Annotated in this window: 17 protein-coding genes and 5 tRNA genes; 10 read left to right on the top strand and 12 right to left on the bottom strand. The window is 47.7% G+C overall.

Annotated features, from left to right (window positions below):
* Positions 1 to 81 precede the first annotated feature (81 nt).
* Positions 82 to 1,995, bottom strand: coding sequence for a molecular chaperone DnaK (dnaK, locus tag ACQ31U_RS08885; protein ID WP_431051286.1), 1,914 nt, complete (start codon positions 1,993 to 1,995; stop codon positions 82 to 84).
* A 354-nt stretch (positions 1,996 to 2,349) separates the two neighbouring features.
* On the opposite strand from dnaK, the gene ACQ31U_RS08880 reads away from it, so the two are divergent.
* From ACQ31U_RS08880 to ACQ31U_RS08845, 8 genes are all read left to right on the top strand, one after another.
* Entirely contained in the window at positions 2,350 to 3,825 is a 1,476-nt protein-coding gene (locus tag ACQ31U_RS08880) for a YdgA family protein (RefSeq protein ID WP_431051284.1), read from the top strand.
* A 165-nt stretch (positions 3,826 to 3,990) separates the two neighbouring features.
* A complete protein-coding gene (locus ACQ31U_RS08875) occupies positions 3,991 to 4,446 on the top strand; it encodes an RrF2 family transcriptional regulator (RefSeq protein ID WP_431051282.1) in 456 nt (151 codons plus the stop codon).
* A gap of 10 nt (positions 4,447 to 4,456) precedes the next feature.
* Positions 4,457 to 5,272, top strand: coding sequence for a PPK2 family polyphosphate kinase (locus tag ACQ31U_RS08870; RefSeq protein ID WP_431051280.1), 816 nt, complete (start codon positions 4,457 to 4,459; stop codon positions 5,270 to 5,272).
* A 208-nt stretch (positions 5,273 to 5,480) separates the two neighbouring features.
* A complete protein-coding gene (gene thiB / locus ACQ31U_RS08865) occupies positions 5,481 to 6,488 on the top strand; it encodes a thiamine ABC transporter substrate binding subunit (protein WP_431051278.1) in 1,008 nt (335 codons plus the stop codon).
* Positions 6,489 to 6,495: 7 nt separating this feature from the next.
* A complete protein-coding gene (thiP, locus tag ACQ31U_RS08860; protein WP_431051276.1) occupies positions 6,496 to 8,109 on the top strand; it encodes a thiamine/thiamine pyrophosphate ABC transporter permease ThiP in 1,614 nt (537 codons plus the stop codon).
* Positions 8,081 to 8,728: a thiamine ABC transporter ATP-binding protein gene (thiQ, locus tag ACQ31U_RS08855; RefSeq protein WP_431051274.1), complete on the top strand. Its 648-nt coding sequence runs from the start codon at positions 8,081 to 8,083 to the stop codon at positions 8,726 to 8,728. The genes thiP and thiQ overlap by 29 nt, the downstream gene beginning before the upstream one ends.
* An 84-nt stretch (positions 8,729 to 8,812) precedes the next feature.
* The gene (bioB, locus tag ACQ31U_RS08850; protein ID WP_431051272.1) at positions 8,813 to 9,820 is read left to right on the top strand and encodes a biotin synthase BioB; all 1,008 of its coding nucleotides are present in this window, start codon (positions 8,813 to 8,815) and stop codon (positions 9,818 to 9,820) included.
* A gap of 94 nt (positions 9,821 to 9,914) precedes the next feature.
* Positions 9,915 to 10,055, top strand: a complete 141-nt coding sequence (locus ACQ31U_RS08845) for an IS1/IS1595 family N-terminal zinc-binding domain-containing protein (RefSeq protein WP_431051270.1) — start codon at positions 9,915 to 9,917, stop codon at positions 10,053 to 10,055.
* 502 nt (positions 10,056 to 10,557) lie between these two features.
* On the opposite strand, the gene thrC is transcribed toward ACQ31U_RS08845, so the two are convergent.
* The 3 genes from thrC to thrA form a co-directional block, all read right to left on the bottom strand.
* Positions 10,558 to 11,853, bottom strand: a complete 1,296-nt coding sequence (gene thrC / locus ACQ31U_RS08840; protein WP_431051268.1) for a threonine synthase — start codon at positions 11,851 to 11,853, stop codon at positions 10,558 to 10,560.
* Between the two features lie 195 nt (positions 11,854 to 12,048).
* Entirely contained in the window at positions 12,049 to 12,993 is a 945-nt protein-coding gene (gene thrB, locus ACQ31U_RS08835) for a homoserine kinase (RefSeq protein WP_431054316.1), read from the bottom strand.
* 11 nt (positions 12,994 to 13,004) lie between these two features.
* Positions 13,005 to 15,464: a bifunctional aspartate kinase/homoserine dehydrogenase I gene (gene thrA, locus ACQ31U_RS08830; RefSeq protein ID WP_431051266.1), complete on the bottom strand. Its 2,460-nt coding sequence runs from the start codon at positions 15,462 to 15,464 to the stop codon at positions 13,005 to 13,007.
* Positions 15,465 to 15,808: 344 nt separating this feature from the next.
* Between thrA and ACQ31U_RS08825 the strand changes: the two genes are divergently transcribed.
* The gene (locus ACQ31U_RS08825) at positions 15,809 to 16,501 is read left to right on the top strand and encodes a YggS family pyridoxal phosphate-dependent enzyme (protein WP_431051264.1); all 693 of its coding nucleotides are present in this window, start codon (positions 15,809 to 15,811) and stop codon (positions 16,499 to 16,501) included.
* Positions 16,502 to 16,563: 62 nt separating this feature from the next.
* Positions 16,564 to 18,066: a sodium/proline symporter PutP gene (putP, locus tag ACQ31U_RS08820; protein WP_431051262.1), complete on the top strand. Its 1,503-nt coding sequence runs from the start codon at positions 16,564 to 16,566 to the stop codon at positions 18,064 to 18,066.
* Positions 18,067 to 18,142: 76 nt separating this feature from the next.
* Here putP and nadE read toward each other — a convergent pair whose 3' ends face one another.
* The 8 genes from nadE to ACQ31U_RS08780 form a co-directional block, all read right to left on the bottom strand.
* Positions 18,143 to 18,883, bottom strand: a complete 741-nt coding sequence (gene nadE, locus ACQ31U_RS08815; protein WP_431051260.1) for an NAD(+) synthase — start codon at positions 18,881 to 18,883, stop codon at positions 18,143 to 18,145.
* 1 nt (position 18,884) lies between these two features.
* Positions 18,885 to 19,997, bottom strand: a complete 1,113-nt coding sequence (locus ACQ31U_RS08810) for a nicotinate phosphoribosyltransferase (protein ID WP_431051258.1) — start codon at positions 19,995 to 19,997, stop codon at positions 18,885 to 18,887.
* Positions 19,998 to 20,216: 219 nt separating this feature from the next.
* Positions 20,217 to 20,303: transfer RNA gene (locus tag ACQ31U_RS08805), tRNA-Leu, on the bottom strand.
* A gap of 23 nt (positions 20,304 to 20,326) precedes the next feature.
* Positions 20,327 to 20,401 (bottom strand) — tRNA-Gln (locus ACQ31U_RS08800).
* A gap of 38 nt (positions 20,402 to 20,439) precedes the next feature.
* Positions 20,440 to 20,514 (bottom strand) — tRNA-Gln (locus tag ACQ31U_RS08795).
* Between the two features lie 26 nt (positions 20,515 to 20,540).
* Positions 20,541 to 20,625: transfer RNA gene (locus tag ACQ31U_RS08790), tRNA-Leu, on the bottom strand.
* A gap of 9 nt (positions 20,626 to 20,634) precedes the next feature.
* Positions 20,635 to 20,711 (bottom strand) — tRNA-Met (locus ACQ31U_RS08785).
* Positions 20,712 to 20,908: 197 nt separating this feature from the next.
* Positions 20,909 to 22,132, bottom strand: a complete 1,224-nt coding sequence (locus ACQ31U_RS08780) for an ROK family protein (RefSeq protein WP_431051256.1) — start codon at positions 22,130 to 22,132, stop codon at positions 20,909 to 20,911.
* Positions 22,133 to 22,170: the final 38 nt, after the last annotated feature.

The following is a 22,170-nucleotide window of genomic DNA, read 5'->3' as shown; positions in this document are numbered from 1 at the left end:
ATGTGCAAAAGGGCGAAGATTACTCATCGCCCTAACCTGTTTTAAAGAAAGAAAATTTGACTTTCTTTACTGCGCATTTGCTTACTTGTCTTTCACTTCTTCAAATTCCGCATCGACCACATCATCGCCGCCTTTGCCTTGCTCCGCTTGGGTTTGCGCTTGCTGCTGACCGGCTTGGGCTTGCTGCTGTGCCGCTGCGATTAATTTTTCAGAAGCCTGAATCAAAGTTTGGGTTTTCGCTTCGATCACGTCTTTGTTTTCGCCTTTGGCCGCGGTTTCCAACTCGCTGACCGCACTTTCAATTGCGGCGCGATCTTCGCCGCTCAGGGCTTCACCGGCTTCTTCCAGTTGTTTACGGGTTGAGTGAACAAGATGATCCGCTTGGTTGCGCGCTTGCACCAACTCTTCAAATTTGCGATCCGCTTCCGCATTCGCTTCCGCATCACGTACCATTTGTTGGATTTCGTCATCACTCAGACCGGAAGAGGCTTTAATCGTGATTTTTTGCTCTTTACCCGTGCCTTTGTCTTTCGCCGAAACGTGTAAGATCCCGTCTGCGTCAATGTCAAAGGTCACTTCGATTTGCGGCATGCCGCGTGGCGCAGCTTGGATACCTTCTAGGTTAAACTGTCCCAATGATTTGTTGTCACCGGCACGTTTACGCTCCCCTTGCAACACATGAATGGTTACCGCACTTTGGTTGTCTTCCGCAGTGGAGAACACTTGGCTGTGCTTGGTTGGGATCGTGGTGTTTTTCTCGATCAGTTTGGTCATCACGCCGCCCATGGTTTCGATACCCAATGACAACGGAGTAACGTCAAGCAACAACACGTCTTTTACATCACCCGCCAACACGCCTCCTTGCACCGCCGCACCAATCGCGACCGCTTCGTCTGGGTTCACGTCTTTACGCGGTTCTTTGCCGAAGAATTCAGCCACTTTTTGCTGCACCAACGGCATACGGGTTTGACCGCCGACCAAAATCACATCGTCGATTTCAGACACGCTTAAATCCGCATCTTTCAGCGCAATACGCACCGGCTCTAATGAGCGTTGCACCAAATCTTCCACCAGCGATTCCAATTTGGCACGGGTCAGCTTGATGTTCAAGTGTTTCGGGCCGGTTGCGTCCGCAGTGATATACGGCAGATTCACATCGGTTTGTTGTGCGGAAGACAATTCGATTTTCGCTTTCTCTCCGGCTTCTTTCAAACGTTGCATTGCCAACGGATCGTTGCGCAGATCAATACCTTGCTCTTTTTTGAACTCGTCAACCAAGTAGTTGATCACACGGTTATCGAAGTCTTCCCCGCCTAAGTGGGTATCGCCGTTGGTCGCCAACACTTCAAAGGTTTTCTCGCCGTCCACATCGTCGATTTCGATGATAGACAAGTCAAAGGTGCCGCCCCCCAAGTCATAAACCGCGATGGTGTGGTTGCCTTTGTCTTTATCCAAGCCATATGCCAACGCTGCCGCCGTCGGTTCGTTGATGATACGTTTGACTTCTAAGCCTGCGATACGGCCGGCATCTTTGGTTGCCTGACGTTGCGCGTCGTTGAAGTATGCCGGCACAGTGATAACCGCTTCGGTCACTTTCTCGCCCAAGAAATCTTCGGCGGTTTTCTTCATTTTTTTCAACACTTCCGCAGAAATTTGCGGCGGCGCCATTTTTTCGCCTTTGACGGAAACCCAAGCATCGCCATTGTCGGCTTTTACAATATCAAACGGCATGATGTTAACGTCACGCTGTACTTCTTCATCGGTAAAACGACGACCAATCAAACGTTTGATTGCAAACAGTGTGTTTTTCGGGTTGGTTACCGCTTGGCGTTTTGCCGGCTGCCCGACTAAGGTTTCACCGTCTTGGGTATAAGCAATGATCGATGGCGTGGTACGATCCCCTTCCGCATTCTCGATCACGCGCGGTTTGTCACCGTCCATCACTGCCACACATGAGTTTGTTGTTCCTAAGTCAATACCAATAATTTTTCCCATTTTGTTTCTCCTGTTAAATCTGAAATTTGTTCTCTGCAAAGCAAACGAATTACTTCGATGCTTTTAAGATGCGGACTAAAAACCGGATTTCAACTCTGTTTTAAAAAATTTCTGCAATTTTTTAACCCGACTCAAATCCCCGTCCCGCTCACGCTTGTGTCAATAAATAAGACCGAAAAAATAAACTTCAAGAGGCAAAGTGCGGTTTTGCGCAAAAATAGTTTTTCCGCTTAAGATGTTAAAGAGAGAGTATAACCCGGAGGGTTAACTATGGTATTTTTTAGCCATTGCCGATATACTGTCGAAGTGCACTAAAATCGAGTCAATTGACAACTTCATCTTCACAGGAGAAAAATGATGAAAAAATCTTCTTTCGCTCTCGCTACCGTTGCCGTTCTCGTTGCAGCTTGGGCTGGCGGCGCTTGGTATTCCGGCAAAGTCTTGCAAGAAAAATATCCTGAATACATCAGAAATAACAATGAGAAAGTTGCTGCCAATTACAACGTGGCGTTTCATGGTATTTACCGCTTTGAAGTTAAAAATGTCAAATTGGAGCGCAACTTCTTCTCCACTGAGATTGAAGATCACTTAATCGTTACTGATTTAGAAGAAAATAAACAATACATTTTTCCATTCAAAACGACTGCCGAACACGGACCGTTGCCACTCTCGCGTTTGAGTAGCCTGAAATTAACGCCGGTGTTGACAGCTGCCCGCTCCGAATTGGCTGAAAATCCGTCAATCAGCGAACTGTTCAAAGCCAGTAAAGGCGTAGCACCGTATAGCGGCAATTTCAGTATTAGTTACGGTGGGCAAATCCAACAAACATCGACCATTGCCGCATTTGACTATAATAATGAGCAAATTTCCGTTAACAGCACGCCGATCCATATCGAAAGCGACACCAATCAAGACGGTATCGGTTTAATTAAACTGCAATTGGATAAATGGGTTTCTACTGTACCGGCGACTGAATACAACGACAATTATGAAAAAATCAGTGTGAAACGCACGCTCACGTTTGAAAATGTCACGCTGGATTCGGATCTGAAACCGACGAATTGGAAATATATTCCGAACGGAAAGCAGCTGTTTAATATCGGCTTGGTGAATATCAACGACGAAGCGGACGAAGCGGTTGAAGGTTACACCCCCGCCAACACCCAATTAAAAAATGTACGTTTGGATTACAATACCACACTCAATAATGATTTTGTTGATTACCGTATAAATAACAGCATTGAATCCTTAACGGCACAAGGGGAAAACTTCGGACAAATTGATCTTAACCTGAATTTAGGTCATTTATCGGCGGAATATTTAAACCAAGGGATTGAAGCCTTTACTAACCCGAATCCAAAACAGCAAGAAGAGCAAGTGACCGCGGCAGGTTTAAGCTTATTACAACATCAACCGACCTTTTCGATTCAACTGTTTAAATTGAAAAACAGCGCCGGCGAAAATCAACTGACTTTTGATCTGGCTTTCGCCAAGGTCGATCAACAAGCCGCATTAATGCAAGGCAAGTTTTTGTCGCTGTTTGACAAACTGGAAATGAATGCCAATATCAACCGCCAATCCGCTGAGGTTTTCAGCACCAGTATCTCCAAACTGGACGGCGTTGAAAATCCCGAAGCCGCTGCCAAAGCCGAACTGGATGCCGCCTTGCAAGAGGCTGTCGCGCAGAATGCGTTGACCACCGACGACAACGGCGCAACCTATCAGTCCAAATTGATTCTGGAAAACGGCGAATTGAAATTCAACGGTGAAGTCATCCCCGAAGAAGCCATCGCCCAAACCTTGATGATGATTTTGATGGGTGGATTATAAACACAACACAAGGGCAGATCAGATTTTGATCCGCCCTTTTTCTGACTCGCCACTTTCCCATATGGCAATATTACTTTTCTCCGCTTATGCTTGATAATGATCAACCGTAACAATTTGAGTTATGTTAGAATCTTTATAATATTTTTACTGAAGATAATTAACAGCATGAAACTAAGCAAATTTACCGATTACAATCTGAGGGTTTTAATCTATTTGGCGTTGCACAACGATCGCTTGTGCACCATTCAAGAAATCGCCAGTGCCTATCAAATTTCGGAAAATCATTTGATGAAGGTGATCCATCATCTGGCGAAACAGCAAACTATTTTGTCACGCCGTGGCAAAGGCGGGGGGATTCAGCTTGCCCGTCCCCCTAATGAAATTAATTTATCGGAAGTCATCCGTAACGCGGAGGGAGACGACTCCCTGGTGCGCTGCCGCGATCATGGCGTTGCCTGCTGTATCACCCCGGCCTGCCAACTGCCCTCGATTTTTAATTTGGCACTTGAGGCCTTTTATCAATATCTTTCACAATATCGCCTGAGTGACGTATTAAAACAACCTGAATTGTTTGCCCGGCATTTCAATCAACAGCAAATCAATCATAGCATGGTTAACTAAGGAGCCGCCGATGGCGTTTGATGTAAAAAATTACCGGATTGACGAGAAAAATAAATTAGACATCAAAACCTTTTCGACCAACGGTAAAAAAGACATTGCCGCAAGCAAAGAAGAGCGCAATGCGATTCTGACCGCACTTTCGCCGGAATTGGATCAGCTGCAAGATTTATTATATGCCGAACATCAACGCAAAGTGTTGATCGTGCTGCAAGGCATGGATACCTCCGGCAAAGACGGCACCATTCGTGCGGTGTTTCAAAGTGTCGATCCGCTGGCGGTGCGCACCGCTTATTTCAAAGCCCCGACGGCGAACGAGTTGGATCGGGATTATCTGTGGCGGGTGCATAATGTGGTGCCGCGCCGTGGTGAAATGGTGATTTTTAACCGCAGCCACTATGAAGATGTGCTGGTGACGAAAGTCAAAGGTTGGATCAGTGACGAAGAAGAGCAACGCCGCTTACGGCATATCCGTGATTTCGAGCGTTTGCTGAGTGAAACCGGCACCGTCATCTTAAAATTTTTCTTACACATCTCCAAAGATGAACAAAAAGAGCGCTTGCAAGAACGTTTGGATAACCCGGAAAAGAATTGGAAATTTAATCTGGGCGATTTAGATGATCGCAGGCTGTGGGGCGATTTCCAAAAACAGTATGAAAAAGTGATCAATCAAACCTCAACCGATTATGCTCCTTGGTATGTGATTCCGGCGGATTCTAAGTCCGGACGCAATGTGATTATCATGAAAATCTTATTGGAAACCCTGCGCAAGCTGGAAATGCAATATCCGCAAGTCGATACCGCCGGCTGGCCGAAAACCGTCGAATAATCCCTTTTCTTTCTATTTTCTTTTAGATAAGATAAACGCACTCTCATGGGGTGCATTATCTATTTGTTCTACCACAATGATAAGGCTGAGAAATACCCATTGAACCTGATCTGATTAGTAGCAGCGAAGGGATTTGAGATTGTGTTTCCGCGCAAGCACTCTCCTCCGATCCTTTTTTATCATTGATATATATAAAAAGGATTTCCACATGTCTTATTTCAGCAAAAACATTCAAAAAACCATTTTTACGCTGGCACTTGCCGGTCTCGGCAGTGTTGCCTTGGCAGCCGATAAGCCGGTTTTGACGGTTTACAGTTATGATTCGTTCACCTCCGACTGGGGGCCGGCACCAAAATTAAAACCGCTGTTTGAACAGCAATGCCAATGCGAGCTGAAATTTGTGCCGTTTGAGGACGGCGTCACCCTGTTTAACCGTTTACGTTTAGAGGGCAAAAACAGTAAAGCCGATGTGATTATCGGTTTGGATAACAACTTGCTGCCGGAAGCACGTCAATCCGAATTGTTTGCTGAAAATAACGTTGATTTAGCCGCCTTATCATTGCCGATCGAATGGCAAGACCGCACTTTCCTACCGTATGACTACGGGCAATATGCTTTTATTTATGATCGCGAAACATTGGCGAATCCGCCAAGCAGCTTAACGGAATTGATCGAACGGCAAGATCTGAAAGTGATTTACCAAGATCCGCGCACCAGCACCGTCGGACGGGGTTTATTGGCTTGGGTGAATGCGGTTTATCCGCAGGAACAGGTCGCGCAAGCGTGGCAAACTCTGGCAAAACACACCGTGACCGTCGGCAAAGGCTGGTCGGAAACCTACGGCGCGTTTTTGAAAGGCGAAGCGGATCTGGTGCTGAGTTATAACACCTCGCCACTGTATCACCAAATCCATGAACAAAAAGACAATTATACCGCAGCGGAATTCAGCGAAGGGCATATTGTGCAAATCGAACTGGCGGCAAAGCTGAAAAACAGCAAACACCCCGCCCTTGCCGATCAGTTTTTAGCCTTTTTAATCAGCCCTGAGGCACAAAAAACCATTGCTTTGCATAATATTATGTTGCCGGTGATCAACACCGAAGTCGAACCGCACTTCGATCAATTCGCACCGTTTAAAACCCTTGCCGTGCCATTCCCGGAAAAAGAGAACGGCAAAGCGCAAATTCAAGTCTGGCAACAGGCGCTAAGCCAATAAACACGCGATGATCAACCATCGGTTAACACTCGCCACTTGCCTGCCCGGTTTGGCCGTGGTGAGTTTTTTACTCTTGTTTTATGCCAACAGCTTGTGGCAATTGTTACAGTACAGTCTGCCCGACACCTGGCACAGCCTGTGGCAAGACAGTTACTTTTGGCATATCCTCAAATTCAGTTTGTGGCAAGCGCTGTTGTCGGCGCTGTTGTCGCTCGCCGGCGGCTTGCTCACCGCCCATGCGCTGTTTCACCGCACCTTTATCGGTAAAAATCGGCTATTGAAGATTTTATCGCTGACCTTTGTTCTGCCGGTGCTGGTGGCGGTGTTCGGCTTAATCGGCGTTTACGGCTTGTCCGGCTGGTTCAATCAGCTGCTGGCATGGCTGCAACTGGATTGGCAACCGCACTTTTATGGTTTAAGCGGCATTTTGATTGCCCATTTGTTCTTTAATTTACCGCTCGCCAGTAAAATATTCCTACAAGCGCTGCACAGCATTCCCGTTCAACAACGGCAATTGGCGGCGCAACTCAATATCCGCAATCTGGATTTTTTCCGCTTAATCGAATTTCCCTATCTGCGCCAACAGCTATTGCCGGTGTTTGCCTTGATTTTTATGCTGTGCTTCACCAGTTTTGCGATTGTATTAACCCTCGGCGGCGGGCCGAAATACACCACCTTGGAAGTGGCGATTTTTCAAGCCATCACCTTTGATTTTGATTTGGGCAAAGCGGCAACTCTGGCACTGGTTCAATTCGCTTTATGTTTTGTACTGTTTCAAACTAACGCCTATTTCAGCCGCCATACCGCCACTGTGCTCAGTAAAGCGCAATACCGCTATCAACCGCAAGCCTTCAACCGCACTTTTCAGTTTCTCCATGCGCTGATTTTGTTACTGGTTGTCTTGTTTATCGCCCTGCCGCTGCTGAATATTGTGTATAGCGGTTTACGCTCGCCGGCATTATGGCAAGTGTGGCAAAGCGCACAATTATGGCAAGCCCTCGGTTATTCGCTCACGCTTGCCCCGGTCGCCGCGTTGATTGCCGTGAGTTTGAGTGTCGCCCTGCTGTTGACCGTGCGCCAACTGCGTTGGCACTACTACCGCAAAAGTGCGGATAGCATGCTGAATATCGGCATGATGATCTTAGCGATTCCCACTTTAGTATTGGCAATCGGGCTGTTTTTATTGCTGCAAACGATCGATTTTTCCACTCTTCACCTGTTTTTGATTGTCGCCCTGTGTAATGCGCTGATCGCCATGCCGTTCGTACTACGGATTTTAGCCGCGCCGTTTCAAAACAATATGCTGTATTACGAAAAACTGTGCCAATCGCTAGGCATTCGCGGTTGGACACGTTGGAAAATCATCGAATGGCAACAATTACGCCAACCGATTCGCAGCGCTTATGCCTATGCCTTCACCCTCTCACTGGGCGATTTCACCGCCATTGCGCTGTTTGGCAACCAAGATTTCAGCTCGCTGCCACGGCTGTTATACCAACAATTGGGGCACTACCGTTCACAAGAAGCGGCGGTGACCGCCTTGGTATTACTGATACTCTGTGCGCTAACATTTTTATTTATCGAGAAAGACCATGATTCATCTCAACCAATTGACCTTTAATTATCAAGCAATGCCAATGCAGTTTGACTTAAGCGTTGCCGCGGGGGAAAAGGTGGCGATTATCGGTGCCAGCGGTGCCGGCAAAAGCACATTGTTAAATTTAATCGCCGGGTTTGAATTTGCCGACAGCGGCATGATTCGGCTGAATGGTGAAGATCACACGCACAGCCAACCGCACCTGCGCCCGGTGTCGATGTTGTTTCAGGAAAATAATCTGTTTAACCATTTAAGCGTGGAACAAAATATTATTTTGGGTTTACAGCCGAATTTAACAATTAATCCGCAACAGCAACAACAAGTGCGGTTAATTGCCGAGCAAGTCGGATTAACCGATTTTCTCAAGCGGCTGCCGGATCAACTGTCCGGCGGGCAAAAACAACGGGTGGCACTCGCCCGTTGTTTGTTGCGTGATAAACCGATCTTGCTATTAGACGAACCGTTTTCCGCCCTCGACAGTACGCTGCGGGGTGAGATGTTGCAACTGTTACAACAAATTTGCCAACGGAAAAACACCACCTTGCTGATGGTCACCCACCAACCGCAAGAAGTAGCGCACTTTGTCGACCGCACTTTAACCGTGGCGAACGGGCAAATTGTCAAGCAAAGTGCGGTTGATTGAAAAACCGTAAAGCGGTTGAACTTATTCGTTGTTTTCCGTTACTATCTTTGGCTTAAAATATATCAATCAAGTAAAGGATATCTTATGACTATTCAACAAGTTGAACTCAGCCGACTGACACCGCATCCAAGTTTGGAATATTGGTCGGTGTGCAAAGTCGAAGCCTTGTTTGAAACCCCATTTTTAGAGTTAGTTTATCGAGCGGCACAAGTGCACCGCGAACATTTCAATCCGCAAGCGATTCAACTTTCAACCCTGTTGTCGATTAAAACCGGCGGATGTCCGGAAGATTGCAGCTATTGCCCGCAATCGGCGCGTTACCAAACCGGGGTGCAAAACCAGCAATTATTAGAGATTGAGGAAATCGTGGAAAAAGCCAAAATCGCCAAATCACGTGGTGCCGGGCGATTTTGCATGGGCGCGGCGTGGCGCGGTCCGAAACCGAAAGACGTGACGAAAATCACCGAAATCATCAAAGCGGTGAAAGCATTGGGCATGGAAACCTGCGGCACGTTCGGCTTATTGCAAGACGGCATGGCGGAACAATTAAAAGACGCCGGTTTGGATTACTACAACCACAACCTCGACACCGCACCGGAACATTATCATGAAGTGATCGGCACTCGCCGCTTTGACGATCGCATCAATACCCTTGGTAAAGTGCGGTCTGCGGGGCTGAAAGTCTGCTGCGGCGGCATTGTCGGTATGAATGAAACCCGCAAAGAACGCGCCGGTTTAATCGCCAGCCTCGCCAATCTGGATCCGCAACCGGAATCGGTGCCGATTAACCAATTAGTCAAAGTCGAAGGCACGCCGTTAATGGATGCGGAAGAACTGGATTGGACCGAATTCGTGCGCACCATCGCCGTCGCCCGTATCACCATGCCGCAGAGTTATGTGCGTCTCTCCGCCGGTCGTCAGGGGATGTCGGAAAGTATGCAGGCGATGTGTTTTATGGCAGGCGCAAACTCGATTTTCTATGGCGATAAGCTGTTGGTTACCGGCAATCCCGAAGAAGACGGCGATCAACTGCTGATGGCAAAACTGGATCTTGAGCCGGAAACGGAGCAGAACCGGAAAGTCACGGTTTAAAAATAGGAATAGTAGACAAAAAGGTTGGTCAAAACTCACTTGAAGCCTTACAGTATAAGGCTTTGAGTGAGTTTTACAAAAATGACTAAAAAAAGTGCTTTTTTGCAGTAGTTACACTTACCATAAATACGGATTCAAAGCCGAAATTCAGAGATATAAATGCAACGATTGCCAACGCATTTTCACGTTCTATTACTTGCAACGGATGGCGTGGATTATTGAAAGATATTTTTGATACCCCGCCCCAAATGTGCCAATTTCACTTGGTTGTTATGGTCATCAGAAAATTAACGAGAAACCCTAAATCAGTTGCCGGAAAAGAGCTGAAAGTCGTGGTGAAAACGCTGAAAAATAGTCACAAAAATACATTTTATATCCGCTTACATCACTGGTTGTTACGGCATAAAGCCTACTTGGAATAACGGTCTGAAATCGCCGATAACAAGGGAAAATATCCTACAAACATCGCAAACTGAGAGGGGCTTACGCCAGTATTAAATGTTACATGGACTACCTGTTTACTTTTGAGAAATACCCTGAATTACGGATAGAAAAAACGACAAATCGATTAGAGGGCTTATTCCAAGACTTAAAGCAAAAATTATCGGTACATAATGGGTTGAATAGGCGAAATAAAATTATGTTTATTCAGGATTTTTTGAATATAAGGAGTTGATTTTGGCAACGAAATCACCAAAACCAACCTTTTTGTCCAATAGAGCATAGTGTCTAAAAAATTACCAACCTTTTTGTCTACTATGCCTCAATAAATACGCCCGCAACCGCGCAAAATCATTCTCCATTTCATCAGACAACAGCGGCAGTTTGTTGTGTTTATCCAAGGCTTGCGGCAACGGCAGATCCAATTTTAGAATGCGATCCACGCTCTCTTTGAATTTCGCCGGGTGGGCGGTGCAAAGGAAAATCCCGGTTTCATCGGCTTGTAAATCCGCAGTTAGGGTATCATAAGCAATTGCGCCGTGCGGTTCGCATAAATAACCTTTGGCTTTCATGGCTTGAAGTGCGGTTTCGGTTTCCACATCGCTGCGTGCGTAGGCATGCAGTTCGCTTAAATGCCAGTGATTGCGTTTAAAGATTTCCTCCACCCGTGGCCAGTTGTTCGGGCGGCTCACGTCCATCGCATTGGATAAGGTTGCCACGGTGGCATGCGGCTGCCATTCTCCGCTTTGCAAATAGCGCGGCACGGTGTCGTTGGCGTTGGTTGAGGCGATAAACCGTTTAATCGGCAAGCCTAACCACTTGGCGATCAAGCCTGCGGTTAAGTTACCAAAATTGCCGCTCGGCACGGACACCACCACATTGCTGCGTTTTTCTTGCGGCAGTTGCGCCACCGCTTCAAAGTAATAACACACTTGCGCCAGTAAGCGGCTGATATTAATCGAATTTGCGGAATTTAAACCAATCGCTTCGCGCAATTCTTGATCGTCAAACGCCTTTTTGACTAACGCTTGGCAATCGTCAAAATCGCCGTTGATCGCCACGGTGCGGATATTGCCGCCCAAGGTGCAAAACAGTTTTTCTTGCAACGGGCTGATTTTGCCTTTTGGATAGAGAATTACCACTTCAATATTATCTAACCCATGAAACGCGTGCGCCACGGCTGCACCGGTATCGCCTGAGGTGGCGGTTAAAATGGTGATTTTGCCCTCGCCACGAATCGCCGCCAGTGTGCGCGCCATAAAACGTCCGCCGAAATCTTTAAAGGCTAAGGTCGGACCGTGGAACAGTTCCAAGGCATAGATATTTTCCGCCACTTTTACCAATGGCGCCGGGAATGTGAACGCGTCGCTGATGATTTGGTTCAAGACCGCACTTGGCAGTTCGGCACCGATCAGTGCCGATAAAATCGCTTGGCTGCGCTCGACCAGCGGCAGATCCAGCAAGGCTTCGACATTGTCTAATTGCGGAATCACCTCAGGGAAAAACAACCCTTGGTTTTTGCCTAGCCCTTGGCGCACCGCTTGTGCGAAACCGACTTGTTCTTCCGGGTGCTTGATATTGTATAAATTCATTAAAAAATCCTTTGATTATGATTTGCTGTTCACTGATTAAACCTAGCCAACGTAGCGGCGCATTATATATCCGCCCGCACCGCACTTTATGTTTTTCCTTTGTTGATAAATGCTTATACCGCACTTCGTAAACAGGCGGATATATAATCCGCCCCTTGTATATAAAATCTGCTATACCAAAGTAGTGAAATCGCTCTAGTCTAACAGCCTTGCGCCTTGATTATCAACCTGACAAACGTGGACAAAGCCTTCGTTATTTTGTAAGTAATTGTTTTCCAAATAGGTTGAAACTTTGCCGGCGGTGGTTAAATCCGGCGCAATCGCAAAAATGGTCGGGCCCGAACCGGAAATGCCGGTTGCCAATGCGCCCAGATCGCGGCAGCCTTGTTTCACGTTATCGTAATTCGGCAATAACTGCTCGCGATACGGCTCGGCGATCACGTCTTTCATCATCAACGCGGCAAGACTTTCCTGCTGGGTGTGGCAAGCATGCACGAAACTGCCCAAATAACGCCCGTGATCGATCACGTCTTGACGGCTGTAACTTTTCGGCAAAATCGCGCGCGCTTCCGCAGTGGATACTTCGATCCCCGGATAAGCCAGCACCCAATACCATTGGTCAAAAAACGGCAAGGTTTGACTGATATTGCCCAATGACTGCACCATCAGTTGCACGCCGCCCAAAAAGCACGGCGCAACGTTGTCATAGTGAATCGAACCGGAAATCCGCCCTTCCAGTTCGCCCATCATTTCCAACAATTCCATTTTGGAAAACGGCTCTTGGTGAAATTTATTCAACGCCACCAATGCCGCCACGATCGAACAGGCACTTGAGCCTAAACCCGAGCCGATCGGCATATTTTTTTCCAGCGTTAAACGCAGCGACCGCACTTTTCTGTTGCGCAGTTTCAAGCGTTCGCTGAACAATACATAGGCTTGATAGACGATATTTTTTTGCGGCTCTTTCGGCAGCTTACGTACGAAATAACCGGCGCTTTCCAATTCAAACCCGCTGGCTATCGCCTCAATTTGCACCACGTCGCCCAATAACGAGCCGTCAATCGGCGAAATCGCCGCGCCTAAGGTATCAAAGCCGACGCTGACATTGGCACTCGACGCCGGGGCATATACTCTCAACAATTCCTGCGTCATTAGTTGCCGCCTCCGTTTTGTAAGGTACGCAGAATATCGGCAAAGATCCCTGCCGCGGTCACATCGTTACCTGCGCCGTAACCGCGCAACAACAACGGAATCGGGTTGTAATAACGGGTGTAAAACGCTAGCGCATTCTCGCCGTTTTTTACTTTGTACAACGGATTATCCCCGTCCACCGCGGTAATTGAGACTTTACATTTGCCGTTGTCTAAGCGCCCGACATAGCGCAACACTTGCCCATTTGCCGCCGCTTCGGCAACCCGTTGCGCAAATTCTGCGTCCAGTTCTGGCAACTGCGCCATAAACTCCGCGACGTTTTTGCCGTCGGCAAAGCCTTTGGGCAACACGCCTTCCACTTCGACATCGTCCAGTTCCAGCATTAAACCGTTTTCACGGGCGATAATCAACAACTTACGCGCCACATCGCTGCCCGACAGATCATCACGCGGATCAGGCTCGGTGAAGCCTTTTTCTTTGGCAAGTGCGGTCGCTTGCGACAGGCTCAAGCCTTCCTCTAATTTACCAAAAATAAATGACAGCGAGCCGGACAAAATGCCGTCAAATTGCAGCACTTCGTCCCCCGCCGCCAGCAATTTTTGCAGATTATCAATCACCGGCAAACCGGCGCCGACATTGGTGTCGTACATAAATTTGCGCTGATTCTGCGCCGCCACCGCTCTGAGGCGCAGGTAGTAATCCACATCGGAGGTGTTGGCTTTTTTGTTCGGCGTCACCACATGGAAACCGGCCCTCAAATAACTGACATATTGATTGGCAATCTCTTGGCTAGAGGTGCAATCCACCAGCACCGGATTGACGATATTGTTATCCTGTACAAATTTCACCAAACGCTCAACCGAATATTCGCCGTCGGCTTGTGCCTGTTGTTCACGCCAGTTTGTTAAATCCAACGGCTGTTCGCTTAATAATAAATGTTTCGAGTTCGCCAAGGCATACACTCGGATCGCAATATTTTTCTTTTCCAGATACTCGGTTTGGCGCTGGATTTGATCGACCAACTCGCCGCCTACGCCGCCTGTGCCGACCACAAACACGTCAACCACTTGATGATGGGTGAACAGCGCGCGGTGGGTCGCTTTCACCGCTTGCACCGATTTGTTTTGCGGCACAACGGTCGAAATCGAGCGTTCGGAAGAGCCTTGCGCAATCGCCACAATATTGATATTGGCTTTGGCAAGTGCGGTAAAGAAACGCGCCGCCACGCCTTTGGCTTTCTTCATGCCGTCACCGACCACGGAGACAATCGACAGATTATCGGTGACTTCCAACGGTTCTAACTGTTTATGTTCCAATTCATAGGCGAATTCTTGCTCAAGTGCGGTTTTCGCCACTGCCACCGATTTGCCCGGCACGCAGAAACTAATGCTGTATTCGGACGAGGATTGGGTGATCAAAATCACCGAAATGCCGGCGTTCGACATGGTCGAGAACACCCGTGCCGCCATGCCGACCATGCCCTGCATACCCGGCCCTGAAATATTGAACATACTGACGTTGTCCAGATTGGTGATCCCTTTCACCTGCAAACTGTCGGATTTTACGTCATTGTTGATGTATGTACCCGGTGCGTCCGGATTGGCGGTATTTTTAATCACGCACGGAATACTGCAACGCACCAAAGGTCCGATTGTGCGCGGGTGGATCACTTTCGCACCGAAATAAGAAAGCTCCATTGCTTCTTGATAAGACAGGCTGTCTAACAGGCGTGCGTCGTGCACCAAGCGCGGATCGCAGGTGTAAACGCCATCTACGTCGGTCCAAATTTCGCAATAATCGGCATCTAAACACGCCGCCAGCACCGCCGCGGAATAATCCGAACCGTTGCGCCCCAACAGCACCAATTCGCCTTGCTCGTTACCGGCGGTGAAACCTGCCATTAACACGATATGCTGTTTCGGAATCGAAGCGGCGTCAACGCGCGGCTTGGATTTGCTGATACTGACCGACGACTCCAAATAAGTGCCTTTCGCCACCAGTTTTTCCACCGGATCGATTTGCGTGACTTGATAGCCTTTAGCCTCGAACCACGCTTTCATCATCGCAATCGAGAGTTTTTCACCACGGCATAAAATGGTGGCATTAATGCTGTCAGGGCAGCGTTTGTTGCGCTGAATATCGGTTAATATGGTTTTCAGTTGTGTGAATTCGTTATCAATAACGTGCAGAAGAGCGATTTTGTCGAGTTTGGGATTGGCGAGGTAAAGACCGTCAATAATGCGATAGAAAATTTGCAGGGCTTCGTTAAAATCATGTTCAAAGGCTTCTCCGGCAACCGCTTTTTCCACCAACGCCACCAGATAATTGGTGATTTTCGCCGGTGCGGACAGCACGCCCGCCGCCTGATCCTTTAAATGCGCCTGTTCGATCAGCCCGGCAGCCTGTAAAAAGCGTTCCGGATTCGCCAACGACGTTCCCCCAAATTTAAGCACTCGCATAATCTTCTCCTGGTTTTCTAATATGTTGATTTTAAATATTTTTCTTAAATACTAAAAAACCCGCACTTGCCGGTGCGGGTTCTCTTGATTTCGTTATGCAACACTAACCCGCCACGTACTTGCGCATGGTAATAATCATGGTGGTCATAGTGATAGTGTTGTTTTGCATAATTTGGTTAATTTTTCAAAAAAATTGATGTGATAGAAATACAGAATTTCGTTTGGGTTGTCAATGAAAAGTTTGAAATAGATACAAATAAATCATCAACGCTTTTTTAGACAGCCTCCCGATTCCACGCTAAAATAACCGCACTTGATGATTTTTAACCTAAGCACTACAATCCATGTCAATTCAACAAAACCTTTCCGCTATTCGTCAGCAAATCGCTGATTGTTGCCAACAAGCAAACCGCACTTTAGGCAGTGTAAACTTATTGGCGGTCAGTAAAACCAAATCCATTGCCGCAATTGAAGAGGCGATTCAAGCCGGACAACGTGCGTTCGGGGAAAATTATGTGCAAGAGGGCGTTGAAAAAATACAGCATTTTCAAGCACAAGGCGTTCAGTTGGAATGGCATTTTATCGGTCCGTTGCAATCGAATAAAAGCCGTTTAGTGGCGGAACATTTTGCTTGGATTGAAACCGTAGATCGTGTGAAAATCGCCGAACGCCTCAGCCAACAACGCCCGACCGCACTTGTGCCGTTGAATGTGTTGATTCAAATTAATATCAGCGATGAAAGCTCAAAATCAGGCATTGCGCCGAGCGAGTTACTGCCGCTTGCCACACAAATCGCCGCGCTGCCAAATTTGCGCTTGCGCGGCTTAATGGCAATTCCGCAAGACAGCGATGATCCGACGGTGCAGCAACAGGCGTTCAGCCGAATGCAGCAGTTGTTTAATCAGCTCCGACTTGCCCTGCCGCAGCAGCAAATCGACACCTTATCACTCGGTATGAGCGGCGATATGGCGATGGCAATCCAATGCGGCTCAACCCAAGTGCGGATCGGCACGGCAATTTTCGGCGCAAGAAATTAAAACGCCGCGCCGATTCGTACTATACTCCGCCTCTTTTTTCCATTTATTGATAGGGTCTGTTTATGTTTGGCTACGATCCAACAATTATTACATTTACCATTTATATTTTTGGTATGCTGCTGATTGGCGTGTTGGCATACCGTTACACCAATAATTTATCCGATTATATTCTCGGCGGGCGCAGCTTGGGCGGTTTTGTGACCGGGATGTCTGCCGGCGCGTCGGATATGTCCGGCTGGTTGTTGATGGGCTTGCCCGGTGCGATCTACGCCGCGGGGTTGGTCGAAGGCTGGATTGCAATCGGCTTGACGGTTGGCGCATGGCTGAACTGGTATTTGGTCGCCGGGCGGCTGCGCGTATTCACCGAAACCCACGCCAACGCCCTGACCTTACCGGAATATTTCCAAGCCCGTTTCGGCGCAAAACACAACATGCTGAAAATTGTCGCTGCCAGTGTGATTCTGTTTTTCTTCACCATTTACTGCTCGGCGGGGGTGGTTGCCGGGGCGCGTCTGTTTGAAAATCTATTCGGCACGCCCTACCAAACCGCACTTTGGTATGGCGCACTTGCCACCATTATTTATACCTTTATCGGTGGCTTTCTCGCAGTCAGTTGGACCGACACCGTGCAAGCGGGCTTAATGGTTCTCGCCTTGATTATCACCCCTGTGATGGCGCTGTTTGCCATTGGCGGCATTGATGATCTGCCTGTCGTGTTAGAAGCCGCCGGCAAGGATTTGGGCAAAAACTTCACCGATATGTGGACGGGCACATCATTGATTGGCTTATTGAGTCTATCCGCATGGGGCTTGGGCTATTTCGGGCAACCGCATATTTTGGCGCGTTTTATGGCGGCGGAAAATGTACGCTCACTCACCAGTGCGCGCCGTATCGGCATGTCATGGATGATTTTCTGCTTACTCGGCGCAGTGGCGGTCGGCTTTTTCGGTATCGCCTATTTCTACGCTAATCCGCAACTGGCAAGTGCGGTCAATAGCAACCGCGAACAGATTTTTATCGAACTGGCACGCCACCTGTTTAACCCGTGGATCGCCGGCGTTTTGTTATCGGCGATTTTAGCCGCGGTGATGAGTACCTTAAGTTGCCAATTATTGATCTCCTCCAGCGCAATCACCGAAGATTTTTACCGTGGTTTTATCAAACCGAATGCCAGTGATAAAGAACTGGTTTGGCTCGGGCGCGTAATGGTGTTGCTGATCGCCGTGATCGCAATTGCGATCGCACAAAATCCGGAAAGCCAGGTTTTGAAACTGGTCGAACACGCTTGGGCAGGTTTCGGCAGCTCGTTTGGACCCTTAGTACTGTTTTCGTTATTCTGGAAACGCACCAATTCCAACGGTGCAATGGCAGGTATGCTGACCGGCGCATTAGTGGTGACTTTTTGGAAGCAACTGTTACCAAACAGCGGCATTTACGAAATGATCCCGGGTTTCTTATTGTCGTCAGTTGCGATTGTCGTGGTCTCGCTGCTTAGCGGGAAACCGGAAACCGAGGTCGTGAAAGGTTTCGAACAAGCAACGGCGCAATATAAAGCGGGCTTATAATTCCAAGTGCCCCTCCCGCCGCCCTTCGGGCATATCCTGCCGCAAGGGAGGGAGGAAATTTACATTTTTTATTACGTTATGCCACCCTTTTCGGCGGTACGGGTGCTAACATTCGCTTATGGTGCGAGCGGTTATGCCAAAAATCAATTTGGCGTTGCGCCTGTTCCGACACGGTTTCGCCGCGCAGGAAAGCATCAATTTCCGCATAACTCACGCCCATTTCATCTTCGTCGGTCTGCCCTTGCCACAACCCCGCACTTGGCGCTTTATCCAACACCGCTTGCGGTACATTCAACAACCGTCCTAAGGCAAAGACTTGTTCTTTGCGCAACTGCACCAACGGCACAACATCAACGCCGCCGTCGCCGTATTTGGTGAAATAACCGGTGTGCCATTCCGCCGCATTATCCGTACCGACCACAATCGCCTGCTGATTTTGCGCCGCTGCGTATAACATCGTCATGCGCAAACGTGCCTGCACATTGCCGGCGATCACGTGTTGCCGTTCGGCTTGTTCGCGAAACAGAGGCTGCGCACTGTGCATAAAAGTGCGGTAGGTGTCGATAATCGGTATTTCCAACACTGCGCAACCGGCACTTTCTGCCACCGCGTAGGCATCTTGAATATCTTGTGGCGAGGTGGTTTCCGACGGCAAAATCAAGCCCTGCACCGGTGCGCCGGTTTTCATCAGCAGATTGACCACCACCGCAGAATCAATGCCGCCGCTAATGCCGATCACATAACCTTTTGCGCCGTAAAATTGGCGTTGCTGTTCCAGCCATTCCACCAGATAATCAACATATTGTTGCAAATCCATCTTAGCTCTCCCGTGTTGCGACATACGCTACCGCCTGCAAACGCGGATTAAAGCTGTAACGGCGACCTTGTTTCGCTTGCTCCACACCGTTTAACCTCACGCAATCGCCGGTAAAGCCAATATTCACTTTCAATAAGTTAGAACCCACACCGTAGGAATCCACCGGCGTATCCAATTGCTCAAACAACTTGATTTTTGCCGAATCAAAACCACCACTAACAATGATTTTAACGTGCTCAAAGCCTTCCGCATCTAAATGGCGGCGCAGCAGTTTAATTAAACGCGGATTGGTGCCACGCAAATCATAACGTCCGAATTCATGCTGATTTTTCAGAAAATATTGATCAACCATATTAGCGGAGGTGTCCACCCGCACACCGTATAATTTATTGCCGAAATGGCGTGCGACCTTGAGCGAATCCTCAATCACATCATTATTATAATCCACCAATGCGACCAAATTATCATGCGGGAAAGTGGCTAAATAGGCTTCACAGGCTTGGATCAAATCACCGTTGAACAATTGGATTAAGGCGTGCGGCATGGTGCCCACACCTTCCGTGCCCCACCATTCGTTCATCGCATAGGTCGCCTGCGCACTCATGCCGCCGATATATGCCGCATAGCCGTCACCCGCCTGTTGCGAATAGTGATCATCGCGGTCGCCCATAAAAATCACCTGTTTCTCGCCTGCCGCCTGCACCACATTATACACATGGGTTGCCACCGAGGTGCGCCTCGCCAAAATGCCATCGATAATCCCTTCCAAATAACCGAAATCTTCGTAATAACCTTCGATCATTAGCACGGTCTCAAACGGCGAAATTTTATCACCGTCATTTAACGCCCAAATCTTCAGATTTTGCGGATTGGCGGCAAAGGTATGCAACAATGCGATCGCTTCGTCCATACCACACACTACCGCTTCGTTTTTTTGGAAAAATTGCATGGTAACCGTCTGTTTAGGAATACGATTTGCTACAATTTTAGTGGTTTTCAAAAAATAAACCGCCGAAAACCAACCTTCTTTGATCCGTTGATCAAACTTAAAAGTGCGGTTTGTCAGCCTTGCCAGCTTGCCTGCTTGTTTTAATTCAAATTCTTTTTCACACATCGTCTTGGTTCACCTTTCACAAAATAAAAAGTATATGCTACAAAAAATGGATTATAGATAATTTGAACTTTTTTTATGTATTAGGCAAGCGTTATTTTAAGAAAATGTGAGATCAGCGCGCAAATTAAGCCCGTGAAACGAAAAATAAATACATTGAAAGTGCTAAAATACTTTTTAATAGGAGGATTTAAATCAGAAAGAATACTATATATAAGATGATGGTGCGGAAGGGGGGACTTGAACCCCCACACCCGTTAAGGCTCTAAGACCTGAACCTAGCGCGTCTACCAATTTCGCCACTTCCGCAACTGTTTGAATACCCTATTTGATGGCTGGGGTACTAGGATTCGAACCTAGGAATGCTGAGATCAAAACCCAGTGCCTTACCGCTTGGCGATACCCCAAAATAAGAAATTCAATTAAATCAGAATAGATAAGTCGATGGCTGGGGTACTAGGATTCGAACCTAGGAATGCTGAGATCAAAACCCAGTGCCTTACCGCTTGGCGATACCCCAATCTATGACATTGCAAAGCTGATGAATGGTGCGGGAAGAGGGACTTGAACCCACACACCTCGCGGCGCCAGAACCTAAATCTGGTGCGTCTACCAATTTCGCCATTCCCGCGCGAAAATATGGTGGCTATGACGGGATTCGAACCTGTGACCCCAACATTATGAGTGTTGTGCTCTAACCAACTGAGCTACATAGCCATTCATTTATTTTCTGCGTTCACCTCATCGGTTTTGCGAGGTGCATTATGCTAATATCAGCCCTACTCGTCAACCGTTTTTTATGAAAAAAACGCTTTTTTTATCTATTCGGACACAGATTGACCAGTTTAATCGCTTGCCGCACAATTTACAACCAAAAATATTCAACCGATGCCGTCCGGCATTTGCGTCCGCGATTATTCTTCCAATAATTGCACCAATAATTCGCCGTTCCACAGCGCTCGTTTAATCAAGGCAAATGCGCCGATAATATCGTCATCGGGCAGTTCCGAAGCCTCAAGTGCGGTACTTTTCACAAAATCGGACAACGCCATTGACTGTAGTGTCTTTTCAATAGCCGGAAACAAGACTTTCTGCGCTTGTGCGATTTTGCCGGATAAAATAATTTTTTCCGGATTAAGCACATTGACACACATCGCCAAAACCTGCCCGATATGCCTTCCGAGTTGCTGAAACAATTCGACTAATAATGGATCACCTTGATTCACCGCCTCGCAAATTGTCTCCAAGTCACATTGTTCCACACTGAGCAAGCGGCTTTTATGCCCTTGCCGTAACAACTGTTTGACCCGCTCCTCAATCGCCTGCTGACTGACTAACGTTTCCAAGCAGCCGAAATTACCGCACTTACAAGGTTTCCCCAGCGGATCGACTTGCGTGTGTCCAATTTCGCCCACATTATTTTTACTGCCGCTAAATAACGCTTTATTTAAGATGATTCCGGCGGCAACACCGCGGTGAATCCGCAATAAAATGGAATCGCTACAGGTTTTGGTTTTGCCAAAATAAGATTCCGCCAACGCCAAAGCCCGCACATCATGCCCGATAAATACCGGCAGATGAATGATTTGTCGAATCTTTTCCGCTAATTTCCACGGTTTTTTCAGATTAAATTGCGGCATAAAATCAATGGTGTTTGTTTTTTGATCGACAAAACCGGGAACGGTAATACCGCAAGCGATAACTTGATGAGATGATTTGGTCAATTCCATCACTGCCCGTTGAATCAACTCCAGCAACCTTTGTTCTAGCTGTGTGACCGATTGTTTGGTTTTGAGTTGATATTTTTGTTTGAACAACACCTCGGTCGCCAGATTCATCGCGGCAACGGTGACGCTGGTTCGCCCCAAACGGATTAAAATCGTGACAAAATTTTTCCGTTCCGCGACAATCGAAATCGCCCGCCGCCCGCCGGTGGACTCTTGCTGCTCGACTTCTTTAATCAGCCCGAAACGCAATAGATTACGGGTGATTTTGGTTACGCTCGCCGCCGCCAAACCGCTCATTTCCGACACTTGAATCCGGGAAATCGGTCCGAATTGGTCAATCAAACGGTATACCAACGCACCATTGGCTTGTTTGACGAAATCGACATTAACGATTTGTATCTGGTTGTTCATTCTTATCCTTGGCTTCTCTTTTTTATGATTTATAAACA

This window comes from Testudinibacter sp. TW-1, from assembly GCF_050613185.1.
GTDB lineage: Bacteria > Pseudomonadota > Gammaproteobacteria > Enterobacterales > Pasteurellaceae > Chelonobacter.
This window is presented reverse-complemented; position numbering and strand designations above follow the sequence as displayed.

Excerpts from the sequence above, each read along its gene's own strand:
- thiP (WP_431051276.1), top strand. The coding sequence starts at position 6,496 with ATGATCAACCATCGGTTAACACTCGCCACTTGCCTGCCCGGTTTGGCC.
- ACQ31U_RS08870 (WP_431051280.1), top strand. The coding sequence starts at position 4,457 with ATGGCGTTTGATGTAAAAAATTACCGGATTGACGAGAAAAATAAATTA.
- ACQ31U_RS08780 (WP_431051256.1), bottom strand. The coding sequence starts at position 22,132 with ATGAACAACCAGATACAAATCGTTAATGTCGATTTCGTCAAACAAGCC.
- dnaK (WP_431051286.1), bottom strand. The coding sequence starts at position 1,995 with ATGGGAAAAATTATTGGTATTGACTTAGGAACAACAAACTCATGTGTG.
- putP (WP_431051262.1), top strand. The coding sequence starts at position 16,564 with ATGTTTGGCTACGATCCAACAATTATTACATTTACCATTTATATTTTT.
- ACQ31U_RS08875 (WP_431051282.1), top strand. The coding sequence starts at position 3,991 with ATGAAACTAAGCAAATTTACCGATTACAATCTGAGGGTTTTAATCTAT.
- thiQ (WP_431051274.1), top strand. The coding sequence starts at position 8,081 with ATGATTCATCTCAACCAATTGACCTTTAATTATCAAGCAATGCCAATG.
- thrA (WP_431051266.1), bottom strand. The coding sequence starts at position 15,464 with ATGCGAGTGCTTAAATTTGGGGGAACGTCGTTGGCGAATCCGGAACGC.
- bioB (WP_431051272.1), top strand. The coding sequence starts at position 8,813 with ATGACTATTCAACAAGTTGAACTCAGCCGACTGACACCGCATCCAAGT.
- nadE (WP_431051260.1), bottom strand. The coding sequence starts at position 18,883 with ATGGATTTGCAACAATATGTTGATTATCTGGTGGAATGGCTGGAACAG.
- thiB (WP_431051278.1), top strand. The coding sequence starts at position 5,481 with ATGTCTTATTTCAGCAAAAACATTCAAAAAACCATTTTTACGCTGGCA.
- ACQ31U_RS08825 (WP_431051264.1), top strand. The coding sequence starts at position 15,809 with ATGTCAATTCAACAAAACCTTTCCGCTATTCGTCAGCAAATCGCTGAT.
- ACQ31U_RS08810 (WP_431051258.1), bottom strand. The coding sequence starts at position 19,997 with ATGTGTGAAAAAGAATTTGAATTAAAACAAGCAGGCAAGCTGGCAAGG.
- ACQ31U_RS08880 (WP_431051284.1), top strand. The coding sequence starts at position 2,350 with ATGATGAAAAAATCTTCTTTCGCTCTCGCTACCGTTGCCGTTCTCGTT.
- thrC (WP_431051268.1), bottom strand. The coding sequence starts at position 11,853 with ATGAATTTATACAATATCAAGCACCCGGAAGAACAAGTCGGTTTCGCA.